Source organism: Streptomyces sp. NPDC004284 (assembly GCF_042874035.1).
Taxonomy (GTDB): Bacteria; Actinomycetota; Actinomycetes; order Streptomycetales; family Streptomycetaceae; genus Streptomyces.
Window position 1 is genome coordinate 383,129 of record NZ_JBIAMJ010000007.1, and the last position, 20,532, is coordinate 403,660.

Here is a 20,532-nt window from a genome sequence, read left to right on the forward strand (position 1 = left end):
GTGCCCGTAACCCTAAGGCCTCTCGGGGAGACCGGGGCACGGCGAGGCACTCTGTCCACTTCGGCCCCGGTACGCCATGATCTGTCCATGATCGACTGGCGAGGCGCGGTCCTCGGTGCCTGGCGGGGCACCCGCAGCGGACCCGCGGTGACGTACGGACTGATCGCCGCCTGCTGCCTGCTCTTCGTGATCAGCCCGGTCGCCGGAATCAATCCGGCGTACGGCACGGGCGACGAGCTCCTGGCCGCGCAGGGCGCCTACTTCCGCCGCTGGGGCGTCGTGCCCGCCGAACTGACGAGCGGCGATCCGCGCGCCCTGCTCACCCCGCTGACCGCGCTCTTCGTCCACGGCAGCTGGCTCCACCTGCTCGGCAACATGCTCTTCCTGTACGTCTTCGGAGCGATGGCCGAGGAGCGCATGGGGCCGGTCGAGTTCTGCCTCTTCTATCTGGGGACCGGCTACGTCGCCCTGCTCGGGTACGCGGTGGCGCACGCGGACAGCGAGCAGACCCTCGTCGGGGCCTCCGGGGCGATCTCCGCGGTGCTCGGGGCCTTCCTCTTCCTCTTCCCGCGCTCCCGGGTCACCAGCCTCTTCCCCTTCCTGTTCTTCCTGCCGCTGCGCTTCCCCGCCTGGATCGTGCTGATCTTCTGGTTCACGCTCCAGTGGCTGGCCGCGCGGGCGGCGGGCGCGGGACCCGGGGTCGCCTATCTGGCCCATGTCGTGGGCTTCTCCGTCGGCTTCCTCTACGCCTGGGGGCGCTTCCGCGGTGGGGATAGAGTGAAAGCCCCAGCCGCGGCGACCGAGGGAGAAAGCCAGCCGTGATCACCGCGATCGTGCTCATCAAGACCAGCGTGGACCGCATCCCCGAGATCGCCGAGTCGATCGCCGCGCTCGACAGCGTCAGCGAGGTCTTCTCGGTCACCGGTACGTACGACCTGATCGCCATGGTCCGGGTGCCGCGCCACGACGACCTGGCGGACGTGATCCCCGGCCGGATCAGCAAGATCCCGGGCGTCGAGGCCACGGACACCCACGTCGCCTTCCGCACGTACTCCCAGCACGACCTGGAGGCGGCCTTCGCCATCGGCCTGGAGTCCTGACACCGCGCACGCGGCATGGCTGAAGGGGGCCTCCCGGCCGGGAGGCCCCCTTCACCCGTACGAGTGGCTGATCAGCCGCGGTCCGGGACGCAGCGGCCGTCCTCGGTGCGGTACTTCCACTGCGCGCCGTCCCGGACGAGCTCCTTCACGGCGCCGACGAACCGCTCCACGTGCTCGTCCGGCGTACCGGCGCCGAAGCTCACCCGGATGGCGTTGAGGGACCGCTCCCCCGGGTTCGCCTCGGGGGCGCCGCACTCGCCCGGGTCCTGCGGGTCGCTGCCGAGCAGGGTGCGGACCAGCGGGTGGGCGCAGAAGAGACCGTCGCGGACGCCGATGCCGTACTCGGCGGAGAGCGCGGCGGCGAAGTGGGAGCTGTTCCAGCCCTCCACGACGAAGGAGATGACGCCCACGCGGGGCGCGTCGTCGCCGAAGAGCGAGAGGACGCGCACCTCGGGCACCTCGGCGAGGCCCTCGCGGACCTTGGCGATCAGGTGCCGCTCGCGGGCGACGAGGGAGTCGAAGCCGGCCTCGGTGAGCGCCTTGCAGGCGGAGGCGATGGAGTAGACGCCGATGACGTTCGGCGAACCGGCTTCGTGCCGGGCCGCGGTGGTGTGCCACTCCACGTCCACACCACCGTCGGCCCGACGGGCCACCTTGCGGGAGGCTCCGCCGCCCGCGAGGTAGGGCTCGGAATCCTGCAGCCAGTCGGCCCGCCCGGCGAGCACGCCGGAGCCGAAGGGCGCGTACAGCTTGTGCCCGGAGAAGGCGACCCAGTCCACGTCCAACTCCCTTACGGAGACCGAGTGGTGGGGCGCGAGCTGGGCGGCGTCGAGCACGATCCGGGCACCGTGCGCGTGCGCGGCGGCGGCGAGCTCCCTCACCGGCCACAGCTCACCGGTCACGTTGGAGGCACCGGTCACGCAGACCAGGGCCGGGCCGTAGGGGTCGCGGTCGGCGAGGGCGCGCTCCAGGGTCTCGACGGCCTGCCGCGGGGTGCGCGGCGCGTTGAGGTAGGTGACGCGGGCGTCGCGCCAGGGCAGCAGGGAGGCGTGGTGCTCGGTCTCGAAGACGAAGACCTGGCAGTCCGCGGGAATCACGGCGGCGAGCAGGTTGAGCGAGTCGGTGGTGGAGCGGGTGAAGACGACCTGGTCGCCGGGGCGGCAGTCGAGGAACTCGGCGACGGTGGCGCGGCTGTTCTCGAAGAGGTCGGTGGAGAGCTGGGAGAGGTAGCCGGCGCCGCGGTGCACGCTGCCGTAGTACGGGGCGTACGCGGCGACGTCGTCCCAGACCCGCTGGAGGGCCGGCGTGCTGGCCGCGTAGTCGAGCGCCGCGTAGGTCACCTCGCCGCCGGTGACGAGCGGGACGGTGACGTCCCGGCCGAGGACCGGCAGCGGGGCGGCGCAGCAGGGGTCGGTGGACTCGGCGGCGGCAGCGGTCTCGACGGTGGCGGCGTTCGGGCGTGCGGACATGGCGGTATCTCCCGGCATAAAAGGGGCGCGAAAAGGCGTGAAGGGGCCCGCGGGGCGGCAGCGCGCGAAGGGCTGCGCCGCACTACGGGTGGAGAGGGGAAGAGGGGCCGAAAGGGCCCTAACGCATTCGCTTGCTCACGAGACAACGCTCCCTAGAGGACCAAGGACCCCAAGGTGTGGCGCAGGGGTCCGCGCTTGCCGCAGGCTTCTGCTCGTACGGCCTGGTCTTCACCCGGGGCACCCCGCCACGGACGGAGGGTTGCCGGACAGCCGGCCGGGGCCTTGCAGCTGTCACTCATGACCTGTTTCAGAACTTATGCCAGACGATCTCTACGCCGCAACCCCGTCCCGGCATCCGGGACGGGGTCGCAATGCTCCGTTCATACGACCTCAGGCGTTGCTGGCGGCGATCCACCGCTCCAGGGAGCGGCGGGCCGCGCCGGAGTCGATCGACTCGGCCGCCTTCGCGATGCCGGCACTCAGCTGCTCCGCCAGGGTGCCCGTGCCGGGCTCCAGGGCGGTGAGCGCCGCCGCCGCGTTGAGCAGCACCGCGTCCCGTACCGGACCGGTCTCCCCCGCGAGCAGCCGGCGGGCCACGTCGGCGTTGTACGAGGCGTCGGCGCCGCGCAGGGCCTCCAGGGGGACGAGCTCGATGCCGACGTCCCGCGGGTCGAAGCGCTCCTCGGTGACGCCGCCGTCCTTGACCACCCAGACCCGGGAGGTGGAGGTGGTGGTCAGCTCGTCGAGGCCGTCGTCGCCGCGGAAGACGAGGGCGGAGTTGCCGCGCTCGGCGAAGACCCCGGCGACGACCGGCGCCATCCGCGGGTCGGCGACGCCGACGGCCTGGGCCCGCACCTTGGCCGGGTTGGTCAGCGGACCGAGGACGTTGAAGGTCGTCCGGATGCCCAGCTGGCCGCGGGCCGCGGCGACGTGCCGCAGCGAGGGGTGGAACTTGATCGCGAAGCAGAGGGTGATGCCGGCCTCGTCGGCGACCTCGGCGACCCTCCGCGGGCTCAGGTTGAGGTTGACGCCGAGCTTCTCCAGGACGTCGGAGGAGCCGGAGGCGGAGGAGGCGGCGCGGTTGCCGTGCTTGACGACCTTGGCACCCGTCCCGGCGACCACGATCGACGCCATCGTGGAGATGTTCACCGTCTTGGCGCCGTCGCCGCCGGTGCCGACGATGTCGACGGTCTTCCCGGGCACCTCGATGACGTTGGCGTGCGCGTACATGGTCCGTACGAGGCCGGCGATCTCCTGCACGGTCTCGCCCTTGGCGCGCAGCGCCACCATGAATCCGGCGATCTGCGCGTCGGTCGCCTCGCCGCTCATGATCAGGTCCATCGCCCAGGCCGTGTCGTCGGCGGTGAGGTCCTGGCCGTCGAGGAGACCGTTCAGCAGGACGGGCCAGGAGCGGCCCGCCGACGTAGGTCCTCCAGCGGGGGTCGCAGCGCTCATGGCAGCTCCTGTGATGATCACGTGACGGATACGGTTCCACCCTATCGACCTCCGGGGACGGCAAAGAGCCCCGTCCATCGAATGGACGGGGCTCTCGCCGTGGCGACACCTACAAGGTCAGGTGTTCAGGGGGATCAGTGGTGGCCGTGGCCGCTCTGGATCTCCTTGTACTCCTCGACCGTGGGCTTGGCGACCTGGCTGTCGTCGCCGTAGTAGCCCTTGTTGAGCTTGACCCGGAGCTTCTCCATGCGGCCGATCTTGCGCTCGACGCCGTTCTCGTCGACGGCCGGCGGAAGCTCAGCCGCCTCGTACTGCTCGTGCGCCGTGAGGCGGTGCAGCTCGCCCTGGCTGAGCGGCTGGTGGACCTCGACGAACTCACCGTGCGGCAGGCGCTTGATGATGCCCGACTCGCGGCCGTGCAGCACCTTGTCCTTGTCGCGGCGCTGGAGGCCGAGGCAGATCCGCTTCGTGGCGACGAACGCGATGACCGGACCGGCGAAGAAGAAGATCCGCACGAACCAGGTGATCGAGTTCAGCGACAGGTGGAAGTGGGTCGCCCAGAGGTCGTTTCCACCACCCACGAGCATGATCATGTACGCGGTGATCCAGGCGACGCCGAAGGCGGTGCGCGTCGGAGCGTTGCGCGGGCGCTGCGCGATGTGGTGCTCGCGCTTGTCGCCGGTGATCCAGGACTCGATGAACGGGTAGACCGCGATGGCCGCGAGGACCGCCGGGAAGATCGCCAGCGGGATCATCACGCCGAGGACCAGCGTGTGGCCCCACAGGTTGATCTCCCAGCCCGGCATGACACGGATCAGACCCTCGGCGAAGCCCATGTACCAGTCGGGCTGGGCGCCGGTGGACACCTGGTCCGGGCGGTACGGGCCGATGGCCCAGATCGGGTTGATCGAGGCGATCGCCGCGACGACCGCGATGACACCGAAGACCAGGAAGAAGAAGCCTCCGGCCTTCGCCATGTACACGGGCAGCAGCGGCATGCCGACGACGTTCTCGTTCGTCCGGCCGGGGCCGGCGAAGTGCGTGTGCTTGTGGACGAACACCAGGATGAGGTGGGCGACCACGAGGCCCAGCATGATGCCGGGGAGCAGCAGCACGTGCGCCGAGTAGAACCGGGCGACGAAGTCGCCGCCGGGGAACTCGCCGCCGAACAGGAACATCGACAGGTACGTGCCGAGGACCGGCACGGACAGGATCGCGCCCTGCATGAAGCGGACACCGGTGCCGGAGAGCAGGTCGTCCGGGAGCGAGTAACCGGTGAAGCCGGTGAACATGCCCAGGAAGAACAGCAGGAAGCCGAACAGCCAGTTGATCTCACGCGGCTTGCGGAACGCGCCGGTGAAGAAGACGCGCATCATGTGCACGAACATGCCGGCGAGGAAGATCAGCGCCGCCCAGTGGTGGATCTGCCGGATGAGCAGACCACCGCGCACCTCGAAGGAGATGTGCATGGTCGAGTTGAACGCCTCGGACATCAGCTGTCCCTGGAGCGGGACGTACGGTCCGACGTACTCCACCTCGTTCATCGACGGGTGGAAGAACATCGTCAGGTAGACGCCCGTCAGGATGATGATGAGGAAGCTGTAGAGGCAGACCTCGCCCAGCATGAAGGACCAGTGGTCCGGGAAGATCTTCCGCATGTTGGCCTTGGCCAGCGTGTAGATCCCCAGGCGACCGTCGGCCCAGTCGGCCACCCGCTCACCGGCGGGTGCCTTCTTCTGCGTGTTGGTCACAGTGCTCATCCGCGCTCCCAGAAGGCAGGACCGACGGGCTCTTCGAAGTCGCCGTGCGCCTCGAGGAAGCCCTTGTCGTTCACGCCGATCCGCAGCTGCGGAAGGGGGTGACCGGCCGGGCCGAAGATGACGCGGGCTCCGTCGGAGAGGTCGAAGGTGGACTGGTGGCACGGGCAGAGGACGTGGTGCGTCTGCTGCTCGTACAGGGAGATCGGGCAGCCCACGTGGGTGCAGATCTTCGAGAACGCGACGATGCCCTCGTGCGACCACTCGAGCTCGCGCTTGTCCTTGATGTCCTCCGGCTGGATCCGGACGATCATCAGGGCGGCCTTGGCGATCTGGGTCTGGAAGTGCTCGTCGTGCTCCGAGAGGCCCTCGGGCATCGCGAAGGTGAGCGAGCCGACCGCGACGTCCTCGGGACGCAGCGGCTCGTGCGTGTTCATGTTGATGAGCTGGAGCCCCTTGGTCCACATGGTGGTCCGGAGCTTCTTCTCGGGCAGGGGGCCCATGTCACGCAGCAGGACGATGCCGGAGAGCGGAACCATCGCCAGCGCTCCGAAGAGCGTGTTGCGGATCAGCTTGCGGCGGCCGAAGCCGGACTCGGCGGCACCGGCCGCGAAGTCCGCCATGACCTTCGCCTTGACCTCGGGCGTCGCCTGCATCGGGTGACGCTCGTCGGCGACCTCGACGTCGGACATCAGGGTGCGGGCCCAGTGGACCGCGCCCGCGCCGATGAAGAAGAGGGCGGCACCGAGGGTCAGACCCAGGGCGAAGTTGAGCGCGGACACGTGGCCGATGGGCCAGATGTACACGATCTCGTCGACCGGGAAGATCACGTACGAGGCGATGAAGCCGACGGTGGCCAGCATCGACAGCGCGAACATGAAGGCGACCGCACGCTCGGACCGGCGGGCGGCCCGCTCGTCGATGTCCTGGATGCGGGGCTTGTGGGGCGGGAGGCCCGGGTCGGCGAACGGGTCGTCGGCGACCTTCACCGCGCCGTGCGCGGTGTCCTGCCCTGCCGGCAGGGTCTCTTCTGGAATCTCTTGGCTACTCATGACTTCTTGGCCTTAGCGGTGTGGGCCGCGACCCAGATGGCAACTGCGATCAGCGCACCCAGACCGAAGACCCAGGCGAACAGGCCCTCGCTGACGGGGCCGAGGCCACCGAGCTTGAGACCACCCGGGCTGGCGGAATTGTCGCTGTTGACGGCCTGGACGTACGCGATGATGTCCTTCTTCTCCTTCTCCGGCATGGTCGTGTCGGGGAAGGAGGGCATGTTCTGCGGGCCGGTCTGCATGGCCTCGTAGAGGTGCTTCGGGTCCACGCCTTCGAGGCTGGGGGCGTACTTGCCGTAGGTCAGCGCGCCACCCTCGCCGGTGAAGTTGTGGCACTGGGCACAGTTGGTGCGGAACAGCTCGCCACCCTTGGCGATGTCGGCACCGTCAGGGCTGTACTGGCCCTCGGTCGGCACGATCGGGCCGGCGCCGAGGGAGGCCACGTACGCCGCGAGCTGGTCGATCTGGGCCTGCGAGTAGATGACCTTCTTGCGCGGGACCTGGGCGCCCGGCTGCTGGGCCGGCATACGGCCGGTGCCGACCTGGAAGTCGACCGCGGCCGAACCGACGCCGACGAGGGACGGGCCGTCAGTGGTGCCCTGACCGCCGGTTCCGTGGCAGCTGGCGCAGCCGACGGAGTAGAGCTTCTTGCCCTCCTCGATGGCGAGGGACTGGGCGGTTTCATCGGCCTTCGCCGTGCCCGCGGGCGCGAACGCGGCGTACAGCCCCCCAGTGGCCGCCAGCGCGAGAAGTAGGACGACGACCGCCGCCAGCGGATGGCGTCGTCGTGCGGAGAGCTTTTTCACGGATTACCCCGGTGTCAGGATCTTCTGCGTCGATGCTTGCTGGATGTCTCGGTCCGCCGTGGAGGCGGAACCGATTACTTGATCATGTAGATCGTGGCGAAGAGGCCGATCCAGACGACATCGACGAAGTGCCAGTAGTAGGACACGACGATGGCGGCGGTTGCCTGCTCGTGGGTGAACCTCTTGGCGGCGTAGGTCCGGCCGAGGACCAGCAGGAAGGCGATGAGACCGCCCGTCACGTGCAGTCCGTGGAAGCCGGTGGTCAGGTAGAACACCGTGCCGTACGGGTCGGAGGACAGCGAGAGGCCGTCCTTCTTGACCAGCTCGGTGTACTCGAAGACCTGGCCGCCGATGAAGATCGCACCCATCACGAACGTGATGATGAACCACGTCCGGAGCTTCTTCACATCGCCCCGCTCGGCGGCGAAGACGCCGAGCTGGCAGGTGAGGGAGGAGAGCACCAGGATCGTGGTGTTGGTCGCCGAGAAGGGGAAGTTCAAGGCCGAGGCCTTTTCCGCCCAGAACTCGGGACCCGTCACCGATCGCAGGGTGAAGTACATCGCGAAGAGGGCCGCGAAGAACATCAGCTCGGAGCTCAACCAGATGATGGTTCCGACGCTGGTGAGGTTCGGTCGATTGACCGACGGGTGCGCGTGCCCTGTTTCTACTGTCGTTACTGTCGCCACGACCGACATTATGTCGGTCGCTTATCCCGCCCTCACTCCGGGGGGTGCCGTTCGGAGTGTCAGGGGGCCGTGTCCAGCCCGAACGGCCCAGTGCGCGGGCCCCGGAGCGCCGTTCGAACAGGTGTTGAACGGGTGTTGACGGGGTGTGGAGCGGAGTAGCATCCGGCGCATCGATCGACGACCTTCCCACGGACTTCCCCACGGAGGAACGATGCAGTCGAGTGCCACGGTCCTGGTCTACAGCGACGACGCCAACACCCGCGCGCAGGTGCGGCTCGCGGCCGGACGCAGGCCCGCGGCCGACGTTCCCCCGGTCGAGTTCGTGGAGTGCGCGACGCTGCCGGCGGTCCTGAAGCGCCTGGACGAGGGCGGGATCGACGTGTGCGTGCTCGACGGCGAGGCGGTGCCCGCCGGAGGCATGGGGGTGTGCCGGCAGATCAAGGACGAGGTCTTCCACTGCCCGCCGGTGCTGCTGCTCATCGGACGCCCGCAGGACGCCTGGCTGGCCACCTGGAGCCGCGCGGACGCCGCGGTCACCCTTCCGGTGGAACCGGTCGAGTTCGCGGCGTCCCTGGCCGCCCTGCTGCGCTCGCGCCTGTCGCTCGACGCCTGAGCCGCCCAGGACGCCTGATCCCGCGGGAAGGGGCCTGTCCGCCGGACAGGCCCCTTCCGTGTCGGACAGACCCCTTCCGGGTCAGATCGAGGGCCTCAGACGGGCCTTCTCGGTGGGGGCCACCGGGCTTCCGGCGGTCTCCACCAGGGCGCTGCCCGTGCGCCACTTGTCCCACGGCATGTTCCAGTCGCCGAAGCCGTTGCCGAAGGTGTCCATCGCCTCGCCGGCGCTGTTGACGACGCGGACGATGTCTCCGGGGCGGACGGTCTCGTAGAACCAGGCCGCGTTCCCCGTCGACATGCCGACGCAGCCGTGGCTGACGTTCTCGACGCCCTGCGAGTCGACGGACCAGGGCGCGGCGTGCACGTACTCGCCGCTCCAGGTCACCCGGGTGGCGTAGTACACGGGCAGGTCGTACGAGTCGGAGCTGCCCTCCGAGATGCCGATGCTGGTGCCCCGCATCCGCACGTAGTACTCCTTGCCGAGCACCACCTTGATGCCGTTGCGGGTGGAGAAGCCGGGCTTGCCGGTGGTCACCGGAATGGTGTTGATCACTTCTCCGTTGCGCTTCACGGTCATGTAGTGCGACTCGGCGTCCGCGACGGCCTCGATCCGGTCGCCGATGGTGAGCTTCAGCGCCTTGGAGGCGCCGCCGTAGAGCTTGTCGCCGACCTTGAGGCCGTCGAGGTTGCCGGTGGCCGTGACGAGCGCCCCGGCCGGCCAGTACTCCTTCGGACGGTAGTGCAGCTTCTTGTCGTCCACCCAGTACCAGGCGCCCTCGACGGCGGGCGTGGAACGGACCTTGAGGGCCTGTTCGACGACCGCGCGGGCCGCCCGGTCCTTGACGGGGAGGCTGAGTTCCGCCGTGATGGGCTGTCCGACGCCGTACGTGCCCGCCTCCGGCCCGAAGGTCACGGTGAGGGCCCGTTTGGCCGGAGCCGTCTCGAAAGTGAACGTACGGGCGCCTGGAGCGCCGTCCTCGTCCTCGGTGGCCACCCGGACCGTGTAGCGGGCTCCGGCCGCGAGAGAGGCCGTGGAGCGCCAGCGCTGTCCGTCCGCGGTGAGTTCGCCGGCCAGGTGGTGCCCGGAGGCGTCGGTGGCGGTGACGTCGGTGATCCGGCCGTCGTCGCCCTTGGTGGTGATCTCCAGGGGCTTCTCGGGGTCCGCCTTGGCGCCGTCGGCGGGGGCGCTGACCGCGAGCTGGTCCGCCGCGTCGTAGGCCTTCTCCGACAGCGGGTGGCCGTCGGAGCCCGCGCACGCGGTGGCGCCGGCGGTGACGGTGACGGCCAGAAGAGTGCAGCTCAGAACAGTCCGAATGCGCGGCGTGTCGTTCATGACTTCACGCTAAGGACAATCCTCGCGGCCAGCGCGCCGAGTGCTGCAAAAGAGGGGCCCGGACACTTCGCTGACGAAGTGTCCGGGCCCCTCGGGTGCTCCGGTGGGAGCGGGGTACCGCCGACTACTGGTTCTGGTTCTCACCGCGGTAGAACTCGAAGACCCAGCCGAACAGGCCGACGAGGATCAGCGGGGCGGAGAAGTACAGGATCCACCAGCCCATCGCGATCGCGAGGAAGGCGAGCGCGCCACCGACGGCCAGCGAGAGCGGCTGCCAGCTGTGCGGGGCGAAGAAGCCCACCTCACCGGCCTCGTCCGCGACGTCGGCCTCCTTGTCGTCCTGCGCCATCGCGTCGACACGCTTGGCCGTGAAGGCCAGGTAGTAGCCGATCATGATGCAGAGCCCGAAGGCCAGGAAGAGCGCCGTCGTACCGACCGGCTCCTTCGACCACACGCCATAGAGCACTGCCATGGCGAGGACGAAGACGCTCAACCAGATGAACATCTTGCCCTGGATCTTCACTTGCCGGCCTCCTTGCTGCCCGTGAGGGCCGCGGCCTCGTGCGGCTTGTTCTCGAGCTGGTCGAGAGCCGCGATCTCAGGGTGGTGCAGGTCGAACGCCGGGGATTCCGAACGGATCCGCGGCAGGGTGAGGAAGTTGTGCCGCGGCGGCGGGCAGGACGTCGCCCACTCGAGCGAACGGCCGTAGCCCCACGGGTCGTCGACCTCGATCTTCTTGCCGTACTTGGCGGTCTTCCAGACGTTGTAGAAGAACGGCAGGATCGACAGGCCGAGCAGGAACGAGGAGATCGTCGAGATCGTGTTCAGCGTGGTGAAGCCGTCGGCGTCCAGGTAGTCCGCGTAACGACGCGGCATGCCCTCGGCACCGAGCCAGTGCTGCACCAGGAACGTGCCGTGGAAGCCCACGAACAGCGTCCAGAACGTGATCTTGCCGAGGCGCTCGTCGAGCATCTTGCCCGTGAACTTCGGCCACCAGAAGTGGAAGCCGGAGAACATCGCGAAGACGACGGTGCCGAAGATGACGTAGTGGAAGTGCGCCACGACGAAGTACGAGTCGGAGACGTGGAAGTCCATCGGGGGCGAGGCCAGGATGACGCCGGTCAGACCACCGAAGGTGAAGGTGATCAGGAAGCCGACGGCCCAGAGCATCGGGGTCTCGAAGGACAGCGAGCCCTTCCACATCGTTCCGATCCAGTTGAAGAACTTCACGCCGGTCGGAACGGCGATGAGGAACGTCATGAAGGAGAAGAACGGGAGGAGCACGCCACCGGTGACGTACATGTGGTGGGCCCACACGGTCACGGACAGACCGGCGATCGCGATGGTCGCGGCCACCAGACCGATGTAGCCGAACATCGGCTTGCGGCTGAAGACCGGGATGACCTCGGAGATGATGCCGAAGAAGGGCAAGGCGATGATGTACACCTCTGGGTGTCCGAAGAACCAGAAGAGGTGTTGCCAGAGCAGCGCTCCGCCGTTGGCCGCGTCGAAGACGTGGGCACCGAACTTGCGGTCCGCCTCGAGGGCGAACAGCGCGGCCGCCAGGACCGGGAAGGCGAGCAGGACCAGGACACCGGTCAGCAGCACGTTCCAGGTGAAGATCGGCATGCGGAACATCGTCATGCCCGGGGCGCGCATGCAGATGATCGTGGTGATGAAGTTGACCGAACCGAGGATCGTGCCGAAGCCGGAGAAGGCCAGACCCATGATCCACATGTCGGCGCCGACACCCGGCGAGCGGACGGCGTCCGACAGCGGGGAGTAGGCGAACCAGCCGAAGTCGGCCGCACCCTGCGGGGTGAGGAAGCCGGCCACCGCGATGATCGAGCCGAAGAGGTACAGCCAGTAGGCGAACATGTTCAGCCGCGGGAACGCCACGTCGGGCGCGCCGATCTGCAGCGGCATGATCCAGTTCGCGAAACCGGCGAACAGCGGCGTCGCGAACATCAGCAGCATGATCGTGCCGTGCATCGTGAACGCCTGGTTGAACTGCTCGTTCGACATGATCTGCGTACCCGGACGGGCCAGCTCGGCGCGCATGAAGAGCGCCATGAGGCCACCGATGCAGAAGAAGACGAACGACGTGACCAGGTACAGCGTACCGATGGTCTTGTGGTCCGTGGTGGTGAGCCACTTGATGACCACGTTGCCGGGCTGCTTGCGCCGTACGGGCAGCTCGTTCTCGTACGAGTCCTCAGCTGCGGCGGCACCCTGGGTTTCGTTGGGGATGCTCACAGTTGGTGCTTCTCCGCATTCCTAGCCGGGTCCGTCTGCTCGATGCCGGACGGGATGTAACCGGTCTGCCCCTTCGCGGCCAGCTCCTTCAGGTGCGCCTGGTAGCGCTCCGGAGAGACCACCTTGACGTTGAAGAGCATCCGGGAGTGGTCGACACCGCACAGCTCGGCGCACTTCCCGAGGAAGGTGCCTTCCTGCGTCGGGATGACCTCGAAGGCGTTCGTGTGACCCGGAATGACGTCCTGCTTCATGAGGAAGGGGACCACCCAGAAGGAGTGGATGACGTCACGGGAGGTCAGGACGAACCGGACCTTCTCGCCCTTCGGCAGCCACAGGGTCGGGCCCGGGTTGCCGGTCTGCGGGTTCCGGTCGCCGGGGATGCCGGCGTCGTAGACACCGCCCGCGTTCTCCGGGAAGTCCGCGAGGAACTTGTCCGGGAGCGTGGCGAGGTTCTTGTCCGTCTTGGCGTCACCCTTCACACCGGGCACGTTCTCGACGTAGTTGAAGCCCCAGCTCCACTGGTAGCCGACCACGTTGATCGTGTGAGGCGGCTTCGGGGTGAGCTCGAGGAGCTTCGACTCGTCGCGTGCGGTGAAGTAGAAGAGCACCGAGACGATGATGAGCGGAGTGACCGTGTACAGCGCCTCGATGGGCATGTTGTAACGGGTCTGCGGAGGTACCTCGACCTTGGTCCGGCTGCGCCGGTGGAAGATGGTGGCCCAGAGGATCAGGCCCCACACCAGGACGCCCGTGATCAGGGCGGCGGCCCAGGAACCCTGCCACAGGGAGAGGATCTGAGGCGCCTCTTCCGTGACGGGGGTGGGCATACCAAGGCGGGGGAAGTCTTCCCAGTTGTACGAGCAGCCCGTGGCTGTCGCCAGGATCAGGCCCGCAGTCAGCACCTGCGGCAGCTTCCGCCGCATCGGGCGCCGCGACGAGCGGTCGGAGCCGTTGGGACTCACGTAGCGCCTTCCCGAGAGTCTCGGCCCGCAGTGGTCGGCCACGGCCGTCCGTCTCGCTGGTCGGTCGCCGCCCCGGCCGCGGGCAGGGGTTTGGATGTTTATGCGGACCAAACCCTACTGGACGCTATTTGGGGTCGCGCGGGGAGGGTGCCCAACGCGCCGTCCGAGTCCCCGAAGGGGTGGACTCCGGTGTTCCGGAGGGGCGTACGGAACCCCCGTTCGGCGGTCTGCCGACGCGCCGGGCTGTACTTCTGACGGGGGCTCATCGCACACGGGGAGACGCCCGGACGGGGGGCCTCGGAGCGGGGGGAAAGCCGGGCTGCGGGGCCGCGCCGCACGGCGGGGACGCCGGGGCGTGGGGGGTGCGCCGGGAGCCCCGGGCCGTGGGGGCGTGCCGCGCACTCGGAACCCCAGGCCGCGAGACCTCGTCACGCGGCGGGAGCCCCGGGCCGCGAAGCCTCGTCGCGGGGGGGTGCCCGGGCTGCGGGGCCTCATCGCACGGGGGAACCCTTGGCCGCGGGGCCGTATCGCGCGGGAAGAGCCCCAGGTCGCGGGGCCTCGGCGAGCGCCGGAAGCCCGGACCTCGAAGCCTTGCCGCGCACCTGGAACCCCCGGCCGCGAAGCCTCGTCGCGCGCCAGGAGCCCCGGTCATGAAGCCGCGTCGCGCGCCGGGAACCCCCGGCCATGAAGCCGCGTCACGCGCCAGGAGCCCCGGTCATGAAGCCGCGTCGCGCGCCGGGAACCCCAGGTCGCAAGGCCGTGTCGCGGGTCAGGGTGCGGGGTCTCGCCGCGCACAGGAACCCCGGATCCGTGGTGGGGGATCTCCGCGTTCTACGGTGGGTGGATGCCGTACTTCGACGCCGCGTCCGCTGCTCCGTTGCATCCCGTCGCCCGCCAGGCGCTGCTCGCCTCTTTGGACGAGGGGTGGGCCGACCCGGCCCGGCTGTACCGGGAGGGGCGGCGGGCCAGGCTGCTGCTCGACGCGGCGCGGGAGGCCGCGGCGGAGGCCGTGGGGTGTCGTCCGGACGAGCTCGTGTTCACTCCTTCGGGGACGCGCGCGGTTCACGCCGGGGTGGCGGGCGCGCTCGCGGGGCGTCGGCGTGTCGGGAACCGGCTCGTGGTCTCGGCGGTCGAGCACTCCTCCGTGCTGCACGCCGGCGAGGCGCACGCGGCGGCGGGCGGCACGGTGACGGAGGTGCCGGTGGGCCGGTCGGGCGCCGTGGACGCGTCCGTCTTCGCGGCGGAGCTCGGCTCCGGCACGGCCCTGGCGTGCCTCCAGTCGGCCAACCACGAGGTGGGCACGGAGCAGCCGGTGGCCGAGGTCGCCGAGGCCTGCCGGGCGGCGGAGGTGCCGCTCCTCGTGGACGCGGCGCAGTCGCTGGGCTGGGGCCCGGCGCCGGCGGGCTGGTCGCTGCTCACGGCGAGCGCGCACAAGTGGGGCGGTCCGGCGGGCGTCGGCCTCCTCGCCGTGCGCAAGGGTGTCCGGTTCGCTCCCCAAGGCCCCGCGGACGAAAGGGAGTCGGGGCGGGCGCCCGGCTTCGAGAACCTGCCGGCGATCGTGGCGGCGGCGGCCTCGCTGCGGGCGGTCCGGGCGGAGGCGGCGGCCGAGGGGGCGCGGCTGCGGACCCTGGTGGACCGGATCCGGGCGCGGGTGCCGGAGCTGGTGCCGGACGTGGAGGTGGTGGGCGACCCGGTGCGCCGGCTCCCCCACCTCGTCACCTTCTCCTGTCTGTACGTCGACGGGGAGACGCTGCTGTCGGAGCTGGACCGGGAGGGTTTCTCCGTTTCGTCCGGTTCTTCGTGCACGAGTTCGACGCTGACGCCCAGCCATGTGCTGCGCGCGATGGGCGTCCTGAGCGAGGGAAACGTCCGCGTGTCCCTCCCCGGCGGGACCTCGGCGGAGGACGTGGACCGCTTCCTCGCCGTGCTCCCGGGGGTGGTGGCGGGGGTGCGGGAGCGGCTGGGCGCCCCCGTCTCCGTGCCGTCCGCCCCGGCGCCCTCGGGCTCCCTCGTCGTCGACTCCCTGGGCAAGCGCTGCCCGATCCCGGTCATCGAACTCGCGAAGGTCATCGGCGACGTGCCGCTGGGCGGGACGGTGACGGTCCTGTCGGACGACGAGGCGGCCCGGCTGGACATCCCGGCGTGGTGCGAGATGCGGGGGCAGGAGTACGCGGGCGAGTCGCCTTCGGCGGCGGGCGGGGTGGCGTACGTGGTGCGCCGGGTGTCGTAGCGCGCCCCACTGCCCACACGGCAGCGGGGCGCGGGAGGCGTCAGACCAGGTGGGCGTGGACCTCGGCGGCGGCCTCGTCGCCGTAGGCCTTGGTGAAGCGCTCCATGAAGTGGGCCCGCCGCAGCGTGTACTCCTGGGTGCCGAGCGTCTCGATGACCAGGGTCGCGAGCATGCAGCCCACCTGCGCGGCCCGCTCGAGGCCGACGCCCCAGGACAGGCCGGTCAGGAAGCCCGCGCGGAAGGCGTCGCCGACGCCGGTCGGGTCGACCTTGGCGGTCTCCTCGGGGCAGCCGACCTCGATGGGGGTCTCGCCGACGCGCTCGATGCGGACGCCGCGCGAGCCGAGGGTGGTGACGCGGTGGCCGACGCGGGAGAGGATCTCGGCCTCGGTCCAGCCGGTCTTGGACTCGATGAGGCCCTTCTCGTACTCGTTCGAGAAGAGGTAGGTGGCGCCGTCGAGGAGGGTGCGGATCTCCTCCCCGTCCATGCGCGCGATCTGCTGCGAGAAGTCGGCGGCGAAGGGGATGGAGCGGGTGCGGCACTCCTCCGTGTGGCGGAGCATCGCCTCGGGGTCGTCGGCGCCGATGAGGACCAGGTCGAGGCCGCCCACGCGGTCGGCGACGGCCTTGAGCTCGATCAGCCGGGCCTCGCTCATGGCGCCGGTGTAGAAGGAGCCGATCTGGTTGTGGTCGGCGTCGGTGGTGCAGACGAAGCGCGCGGTGTGCAGGACCTCGGAGATGCGCACCGAGGCGGTGTCGACGCCGTGCCGGTCGAGCCAGGCGCGGTACTCGTCGAAGTCGTACCCGGCCGCGCCGACGAGGATCGGGCTGCCGCCGAGCTGACCCATGCCGAAGCAGATGTTCGGGGCGACGCCGCCCCGGCGGACGTCGAGGTTGTCGACGAGGAAGGAGAGGGACACCGTGTGGAGCTGGTCGGCCACCAGCTGGTCGGCGAACCGGCCGGGGAAGGTCATGAGGTGGTCGGTGGCGATGGAGCCGGTGACTGCGATACGCACGGCGGGGTGCTCCTGCGGAGTTCAGTAGGGGCGCGCGAGGCGCTCGAACGAAGGACGACAGTTCACGCTACCGGCTGGGGGACTCCCTGCCGAACAGTGGAAACTACCCCAGAGTAGGTCTTTTCCCCGGAGCGGTGCGGTGCATACGGTGCGCCCATGACCATGTACCCCGCTCCTCGCGAGCGACACGAGTCCGAGTTGAGCCTCGCCCAGCTGCGCGGGGACGGTGCTCGGATGGCCCCCCACTGGGTCACCCCGGTCTCCCCCGCACCCGTACGGGTCTCCCCCGCGTCGATCCACGGGGTCGTCGTGCCGGCGGCCTCGGCCCGGCTGATCGAGGCCACCGCCGAGTACGGCGGCTGACGGACGGAACCGTCCGCCCGTCCGCTCCGTCCCATCGGCGTCCGGTCGAGACGAGGGAGCGTGTGCGGTGAGCGGTACGGAGAACGTACGGAGGCGACGGAACGTCCTCGCCGCCTCGGTGGCGGCGGGTGTGCTGCTCGCCGGGGGCGGTGGCGTCTATCTGGCGGTGGCGGCGACGTCGCCGGGCACGGGGACACCGGCCGCGGTGGCGGACGAGGCCGCCCGGACGGCGCCGCCCCCGCCGCTGCGCCTGGAGACCGGGGGCGGCGGTGCCGGGATCGCGCCCGGCGAACCGGACCCGGGCGGCGGCCCGAGCGGGACGGTCTACAAAGCCAAGGGCCCCCTCCCCCAAGGGCCCTCCTCGGCCGCGGTCCACCGGCCCGAGGGCCTGGTCACCTCGGCGGAGGTGACCAGGCTGGCCGAAGCGCTCGGGATCGAGGGCCGGCCCGCGCTGGTCGGGGACGTCTGGACGATCGGGCCCGAGAAGGACGGCCAGGGGCCGCGCCTCGACGTGGCCCGGAAGGCGCCGGGGAACTGGACGTACTCCTGGTACGACGGCGGCCCGGTCGGCGACTCCTGCCTCAAGGGCCCGGCCTGCCCGCCCCCGGGCGAGGTGAAGCCCCCGGCCGCGGGCCGTACGCCGGTGAGCGAGGCGGCGGCGAAGGCGGCGGCCGTCCCCGTCCTGAAGGCGCTCGGCCAGGACGACGCGAAGGTGACCGCGACCCAGGTGATCGACGGCTCGGTGCGGGTGGTCAACGCCGATCCGGTGGTGGACGGGCTGCCGACCCACGGCTGGTCGACGGGGCTGCACATCGGTCCGGACGGGAAGGCGGTCGGCGGGAGCGGGATGCTCAAGGAGCCGGCGAAGGGCGCCACGTACCCCGTGGTCGGCGCGGAGAAGGCGCTCGCGGAGCTGAACGAGGAGTCGAAGGGCACGGGCCCGGTCGGCATCGGCGGCTGCGCGACCGACCCGCCGGCGGGAGCGGGGGTCGACGGGAACGGCAAGGACGACCCCACCGCGCCCTGTCGGTCGCACGGGGACGTGGCGCCGCCGACCGAGGTCCCGGTGACGGGTGCGGTGTTCGGTCTGGCCGCCGAGGACGTGGCCGGCGAGCGGCTGCTCGTACCGGCGTGGCTGTTCACCGCGGACCCGGTGGACGCGGCGCCCTACACGGTGGTGGAGACGGCGGTGGCCCGGGAGTACCTGGCGCCGCCGGTGAAGCCCTCGCCGCCGGACCAGGGCACGGCGCCGGCCCGGCAGATCGAGTCGTACCGGACGGCGGACGACGGCCGGAAACTGACGGTCACCTTCTGGGGCGGGGTGTGCAGCACGTACACCGTCACGGCGAAGGAGACCCCGGAGCGGGTCACCGTCCGGGTGGCGGAGGCTCCGACGGACCCGGACAAGGTGTGCATCGCCATCGCGGTGGAGGTCACGAAGACGGTGACCCTGGACGGTCCGCTGGGCGACCGGACCGTGGTCGACGGGGCGAGCGGGCAGCCGGTGCCCCGGCGCTGACGCCTCCGTACACGCGTGAGGGCGGTGGCCCCGGGAGCTCCCGGGGGCACCGCCCTCACGCGTGTACGGGTTTAGCTGAACGAGTCGCCGCAGGCGCAGGAGCCCGTGGCGTTCGGGTTGTCGATGGTGAAGCCCTGCTTCTCGATCGTGTCGACGAAGTCGATCGACGCGCCGCCCAGGTACGGGGCGCTCATGCGGTCGGTGACGACCTTGACGCCGTCGAAGTCCTTCACGACGTCGCCGTCGAGCGAGCGCTCGTCGAAGAACAGCTGGTAACGCAGGCCGGAGCAGCCACCGGGCTGAACGGCGACGCGCAGGGCCAGGTCCTCACGGCCTTCCTGGTCGAGGAGGGCCTTGACCTTGGCCGCGGCGGCGTCGGACAGGAGGATGCCGTCGCTGACAGTGGTCTTCTCGTCCGATACGGACATCTGCTTCTCTCCCGGTGTGTACGGAGACTGCTTGCCGACGGTTGCAACCGGCGGTGTCCCGGATTCATTCCGGGCCGAGCGGGTCTTTCTCCTTTCATGCTCGCACACCATGTCCATGAGTGCGGACGGCGAATTCGTCACATAGACACTATGGACATCGTCAACGTGACGTGAAGCAGTTATGATAGATAGCGTCATTTCGACGAAAAGGTTTCCCCGAAGACCCCGAAGAAAGGGTGCGTGACGTGACCACCGCCCAGCCCCTGGATGTGCAGCCGACGCCGCTCGCCCTGCTCCTGCTCGGCCGCGAGGCCGACCCGAAGAGCGAGCGCGGTGTGGAGTGTCCGGGCGACCTGCCGTCGCCCTCCGACCCGGACCTCGTGGAGCGCGCCCGCGCCGCGAAGGAGAAGCTCGGGGACAAGGTCTTCGTGCTCGGCCACCACTACCAGCGCGACGAGGTCATCCAGTTCGCCGATGTGACCGGTGACTCCTTCAAGCTCGCGCGCGACGCCGCCGCCAAGCCGGAGGCCGAGTACATCGTCTTCTGCGGCGTCCACTTCATGGCGGAGTCGGCCGACATCCTCACCGGCGACGACCAGAAGGTCGTCCTGCCCGACCTCGCGGCCGGCTGCTCGATGGCCGACATGGCCACCGCCGAGCAGGTCGCCGAGTGCTGGGACGTGCTGACCGAGGCCGGCGTGGCCGACCAGGTCGTGCCCGTCTCGTACATGAACTCCTCGGCCGACATCAAGGCCTTCACCGGCAAGCACGGGGGCACGATCTGCACCTCGTCCAACGCCGAGCGGGCCCTGGACTGGGCCTTCGAGCAGGGCGAGAAGGTGCTCTTCCTGCCGGACCAGCACCTGGGCCGCAACACCGCCGTCCGCGACATGGGCATGTCCCTGGACGACTGCGTGCTCTACAACCCGCACAAGCCGAACGGCGGCCTGACCGTCGAGGAGCTGCGCAACGCCAAGATGATCCTCTGGCGCGGCCACTGCTCGGTGCACGGCCGGTTCTCGCTGGACTCGGTGAACGACGTCCGCGAGCGCATCCCGGGCGTGAACGTCCTCGTCCACCCCGAGTGCCGCCACGAGGTCGTCGCCGCCGCGGACTACGTGGGCTCGACCGAGTACATCATCAACACCCTGGAGGCGGCCCCGGCCGGTTCCAAGTGGGCGATCGGCACCGAGCTGAACCTCGTCCGCCGACTGGCGAACCGATTCGCCGACCAGGGCAAGGAGATCGTCTTCCTCGACAAGACGGTCTGCTTCTGCTCGACGATGAACCGCATCGACCTCCCGCACCTGGTGTGGACCCTGGAGTCGCTGGCCGAGGGCAACCTCGTCAACCAGATCCAGGTCGACAAGGAGACGGAGAGCTTCGCCAAGCTCGCCCTGGAGCGGATGCTGGCGCTGCCGTAACGATTCCTCGTACGGACACACGGAAGGGGCGCCCCGCACACCGCGGGGCGCCCCTTCGTCAT

Annotated in this window: 19 protein-coding genes and 1 riboswitch; of the genes, 7 read left to right on the plus strand and 12 right to left on the minus strand. The window is 69.8% G+C overall.

The window, feature by feature from the left end; all coding sequences use genetic code 11:
* The first annotated feature begins 87 nt into the window (after positions 1 to 87).
* The gene (locus tag ACFYUS_RS21035) at positions 88 to 822 is read left to right on the plus strand and encodes a rhomboid family intramembrane serine protease (protein ID WP_388853963.1); all 735 of its coding nucleotides are present in this window, start codon (positions 88 to 90) and stop codon (positions 820 to 822) included.
* A complete protein-coding gene (locus tag ACFYUS_RS21040) occupies positions 819 to 1,100 on the plus strand; it encodes an Lrp/AsnC family transcriptional regulator (RefSeq protein WP_017238849.1) in 282 nt (93 codons plus the stop codon). The genes ACFYUS_RS21035 and ACFYUS_RS21040 overlap by 4 nt, the downstream gene beginning before the upstream one ends.
* Before the next feature lie 71 nt (positions 1,101 to 1,171).
* Here ACFYUS_RS21040 and ACFYUS_RS21045 read toward each other — a convergent pair whose 3' ends face one another.
* From ACFYUS_RS21045 to ACFYUS_RS21070, 6 genes are all read right to left on the minus strand, one after another.
* Positions 1,172 to 2,569 (minus strand): aminotransferase class V-fold PLP-dependent enzyme, encoded by a 1,398-nt coding sequence (locus tag ACFYUS_RS21045; protein ID WP_388853966.1) that lies wholly within the window; start codon positions 2,567 to 2,569, stop codon positions 1,172 to 1,174.
* Positions 2,570 to 2,755: 186 nt separating this feature from the next.
* A riboswitch (SAM riboswitch) is annotated at positions 2,756 to 2,872 on the minus strand.
* A gap of 87 nt (positions 2,873 to 2,959) precedes the next feature.
* Complete coding sequence (trpD, locus tag ACFYUS_RS21050; RefSeq protein WP_388853969.1) at positions 2,960 to 4,024, minus strand: anthranilate phosphoribosyltransferase; 1,065 nt, start codon at positions 4,022 to 4,024, stop codon at positions 2,960 to 2,962.
* A 134-nt stretch (positions 4,025 to 4,158) separates the two neighbouring features.
* A complete protein-coding gene (locus ACFYUS_RS21055) occupies positions 4,159 to 5,784 on the minus strand; it encodes a cytochrome bc complex cytochrome b subunit (protein ID WP_388853973.1) in 1,626 nt (541 codons plus the stop codon).
* Complete coding sequence (locus ACFYUS_RS21060; protein WP_388853976.1) at positions 5,781 to 6,833, minus strand: Rieske 2Fe-2S domain-containing protein; 1,053 nt, start codon at positions 6,831 to 6,833, stop codon at positions 5,781 to 5,783. Before ACFYUS_RS21060 ends, ACFYUS_RS21055 begins: the two co-directional genes overlap by 4 nt.
* Positions 6,830 to 7,639, minus strand: a complete 810-nt coding sequence (locus ACFYUS_RS21065; RefSeq protein ID WP_388853979.1) for a c-type cytochrome — start codon at positions 7,637 to 7,639, stop codon at positions 6,830 to 6,832. The genes ACFYUS_RS21060 and ACFYUS_RS21065 overlap by 4 nt, the downstream gene beginning before the upstream one ends.
* A 74-nt stretch (positions 7,640 to 7,713) precedes the next feature.
* Complete coding sequence (locus ACFYUS_RS21070; protein WP_041128837.1) at positions 7,714 to 8,334, minus strand: heme-copper oxidase subunit III; 621 nt, start codon at positions 8,332 to 8,334, stop codon at positions 7,714 to 7,716.
* 202 nt (positions 8,335 to 8,536) lie between these two features.
* Between ACFYUS_RS21070 and ACFYUS_RS21075 the strand changes: the two genes are divergently transcribed.
* Positions 8,537 to 8,938 (plus strand): hypothetical protein, encoded by a 402-nt coding sequence (locus ACFYUS_RS21075; protein WP_388853982.1) that lies wholly within the window; start codon positions 8,537 to 8,539, stop codon positions 8,936 to 8,938.
* Positions 8,939 to 9,019: 81 nt separating this feature from the next.
* Here the strand turns inward: ACFYUS_RS21075 and ACFYUS_RS21080 are convergent, their stop codons facing one another.
* The 4 genes from ACFYUS_RS21080 to coxB form a co-directional block, all read right to left on the minus strand.
* The gene (locus ACFYUS_RS21080) at positions 9,020 to 10,273 is read right to left on the minus strand and encodes an Ig-like domain-containing protein (protein ID WP_388853985.1); all 1,254 of its coding nucleotides are present in this window, start codon (positions 10,271 to 10,273) and stop codon (positions 9,020 to 9,022) included.
* A gap of 124 nt (positions 10,274 to 10,397) precedes the next feature.
* Positions 10,398 to 10,796: a cytochrome c oxidase subunit 4 gene (locus ACFYUS_RS21085; protein ID WP_388853987.1), complete on the minus strand. Its 399-nt coding sequence runs from the start codon at positions 10,794 to 10,796 to the stop codon at positions 10,398 to 10,400.
* Positions 10,793 to 12,529 carry a cytochrome c oxidase subunit I gene (ctaD, locus tag ACFYUS_RS21090; RefSeq protein WP_388853990.1) on the minus strand — a complete coding sequence of 579 codons (1,737 nt, stop codon included), beginning with the start codon at positions 12,527 to 12,529 and terminating at the stop codon, positions 10,793 to 10,795. Before ctaD ends, ACFYUS_RS21085 begins: the two co-directional genes overlap by 4 nt.
* On the minus strand, positions 12,526 to 13,491 hold the full coding sequence (gene coxB / locus ACFYUS_RS21095) for a cytochrome c oxidase subunit II (protein WP_388853993.1): 966 nt from the start codon (positions 13,489 to 13,491) through the stop codon (positions 12,526 to 12,528). Before coxB ends, ctaD begins: the two co-directional genes overlap by 4 nt.
* Positions 13,492 to 14,335: 844 nt before the next feature.
* Between coxB and ACFYUS_RS21100 the strand changes: the two genes are divergently transcribed.
* Positions 14,336 to 15,721, plus strand: coding sequence for a cysteine desulfurase/sulfurtransferase TusA family protein (locus tag ACFYUS_RS21100; protein WP_388853996.1), 1,386 nt, complete (start codon positions 14,336 to 14,338; stop codon positions 15,719 to 15,721).
* 40 nt (positions 15,722 to 15,761) lie between these two features.
* Here ACFYUS_RS21100 and ACFYUS_RS21105 read toward each other — a convergent pair whose 3' ends face one another.
* Positions 15,762 to 16,736 (minus strand): carbohydrate kinase family protein, encoded by a 975-nt coding sequence (locus ACFYUS_RS21105; RefSeq protein WP_388853999.1) that lies wholly within the window; start codon positions 16,734 to 16,736, stop codon positions 15,762 to 15,764.
* Positions 16,737 to 16,892: 156 nt separating this feature from the next.
* Here ACFYUS_RS21105 and ACFYUS_RS21110 point away from each other — a divergent pair, with 156 nt between their 5' ends.
* Together ACFYUS_RS21110 and ACFYUS_RS21115 are read left to right on the plus strand one after the other, a co-directional pair.
* The gene (locus tag ACFYUS_RS21110; protein WP_388854002.1) at positions 16,893 to 17,099 is read left to right on the plus strand and encodes a hypothetical protein; all 207 of its coding nucleotides are present in this window, start codon (positions 16,893 to 16,895) and stop codon (positions 17,097 to 17,099) included.
* A gap of 67 nt (positions 17,100 to 17,166) precedes the next feature.
* The gene (locus ACFYUS_RS21115) at positions 17,167 to 18,618 is read left to right on the plus strand and encodes a hypothetical protein (RefSeq protein ID WP_388854005.1); all 1,452 of its coding nucleotides are present in this window, start codon (positions 17,167 to 17,169) and stop codon (positions 18,616 to 18,618) included.
* Between the two features lie 71 nt (positions 18,619 to 18,689).
* Here ACFYUS_RS21115 and ACFYUS_RS21120 read toward each other — a convergent pair whose 3' ends face one another.
* Positions 18,690 to 19,046, minus strand: coding sequence for an iron-sulfur cluster assembly accessory protein (locus tag ACFYUS_RS21120; protein WP_015033024.1), 357 nt, complete (start codon positions 19,044 to 19,046; stop codon positions 18,690 to 18,692).
* A gap of 245 nt (positions 19,047 to 19,291) precedes the next feature.
* On the opposite strand from ACFYUS_RS21120, the gene nadA reads away from it, so the two are divergent.
* A complete protein-coding gene (gene nadA, locus ACFYUS_RS21125) occupies positions 19,292 to 20,470 on the plus strand; it encodes a quinolinate synthase NadA (RefSeq protein WP_388854008.1) in 1,179 nt (392 codons plus the stop codon).
* The last annotated feature ends 62 nt before the right edge of the window (positions 20,471 to 20,532 follow it).

What these genes read in the sequence shown, in the direction of transcription:
- ACFYUS_RS21060 (WP_388853976.1), bottom strand. Translation starts at nt 6,833, where the DNA reads ATGAGTAGCCAAGAGATTCCAGAAGAGACCCTGCCGGCAGGGCAGGAC.
- ACFYUS_RS21100 (WP_388853996.1), top strand. Translation starts at nt 14,336, where the DNA reads ATGCCGTACTTCGACGCCGCGTCCGCTGCTCCGTTGCATCCCGTCGCC.
- ACFYUS_RS21035 (WP_388853963.1), top strand. Translation starts at nt 88, where the DNA reads ATGATCGACTGGCGAGGCGCGGTCCTCGGTGCCTGGCGGGGCACCCGC.
- ACFYUS_RS21045 (WP_388853966.1), bottom strand. Translation starts at nt 2,569, where the DNA reads ATGTCCGCACGCCCGAACGCCGCCACCGTCGAGACCGCTGCCGCCGCC.
- ACFYUS_RS21110 (WP_388854002.1), top strand. Translation starts at nt 16,893, where the DNA reads ATGACCATGTACCCCGCTCCTCGCGAGCGACACGAGTCCGAGTTGAGC.
- ACFYUS_RS21120 (WP_015033024.1), bottom strand. Translation starts at nt 19,046, where the DNA reads ATGTCCGTATCGGACGAGAAGACCACTGTCAGCGACGGCATCCTCCTG.
- trpD (WP_388853969.1), bottom strand. Translation starts at nt 4,024, where the DNA reads ATGAGCGCTGCGACCCCCGCTGGAGGACCTACGTCGGCGGGCCGCTCC.
- ACFYUS_RS21070 (WP_041128837.1), bottom strand. Translation starts at nt 8,334, where the DNA reads ATGTCGGTCGTGGCGACAGTAACGACAGTAGAAACAGGGCACGCGCAC.
- ACFYUS_RS21075 (WP_388853982.1), top strand. Translation starts at nt 8,537, where the DNA reads ATGCAGTCGAGTGCCACGGTCCTGGTCTACAGCGACGACGCCAACACC.
- ACFYUS_RS21055 (WP_388853973.1), bottom strand. Translation starts at nt 5,784, where the DNA reads ATGAGCACTGTGACCAACACGCAGAAGAAGGCACCCGCCGGTGAGCGG.
- ACFYUS_RS21080 (WP_388853985.1), bottom strand. Translation starts at nt 10,273, where the DNA reads ATGAACGACACGCCGCGCATTCGGACTGTTCTGAGCTGCACTCTTCTG.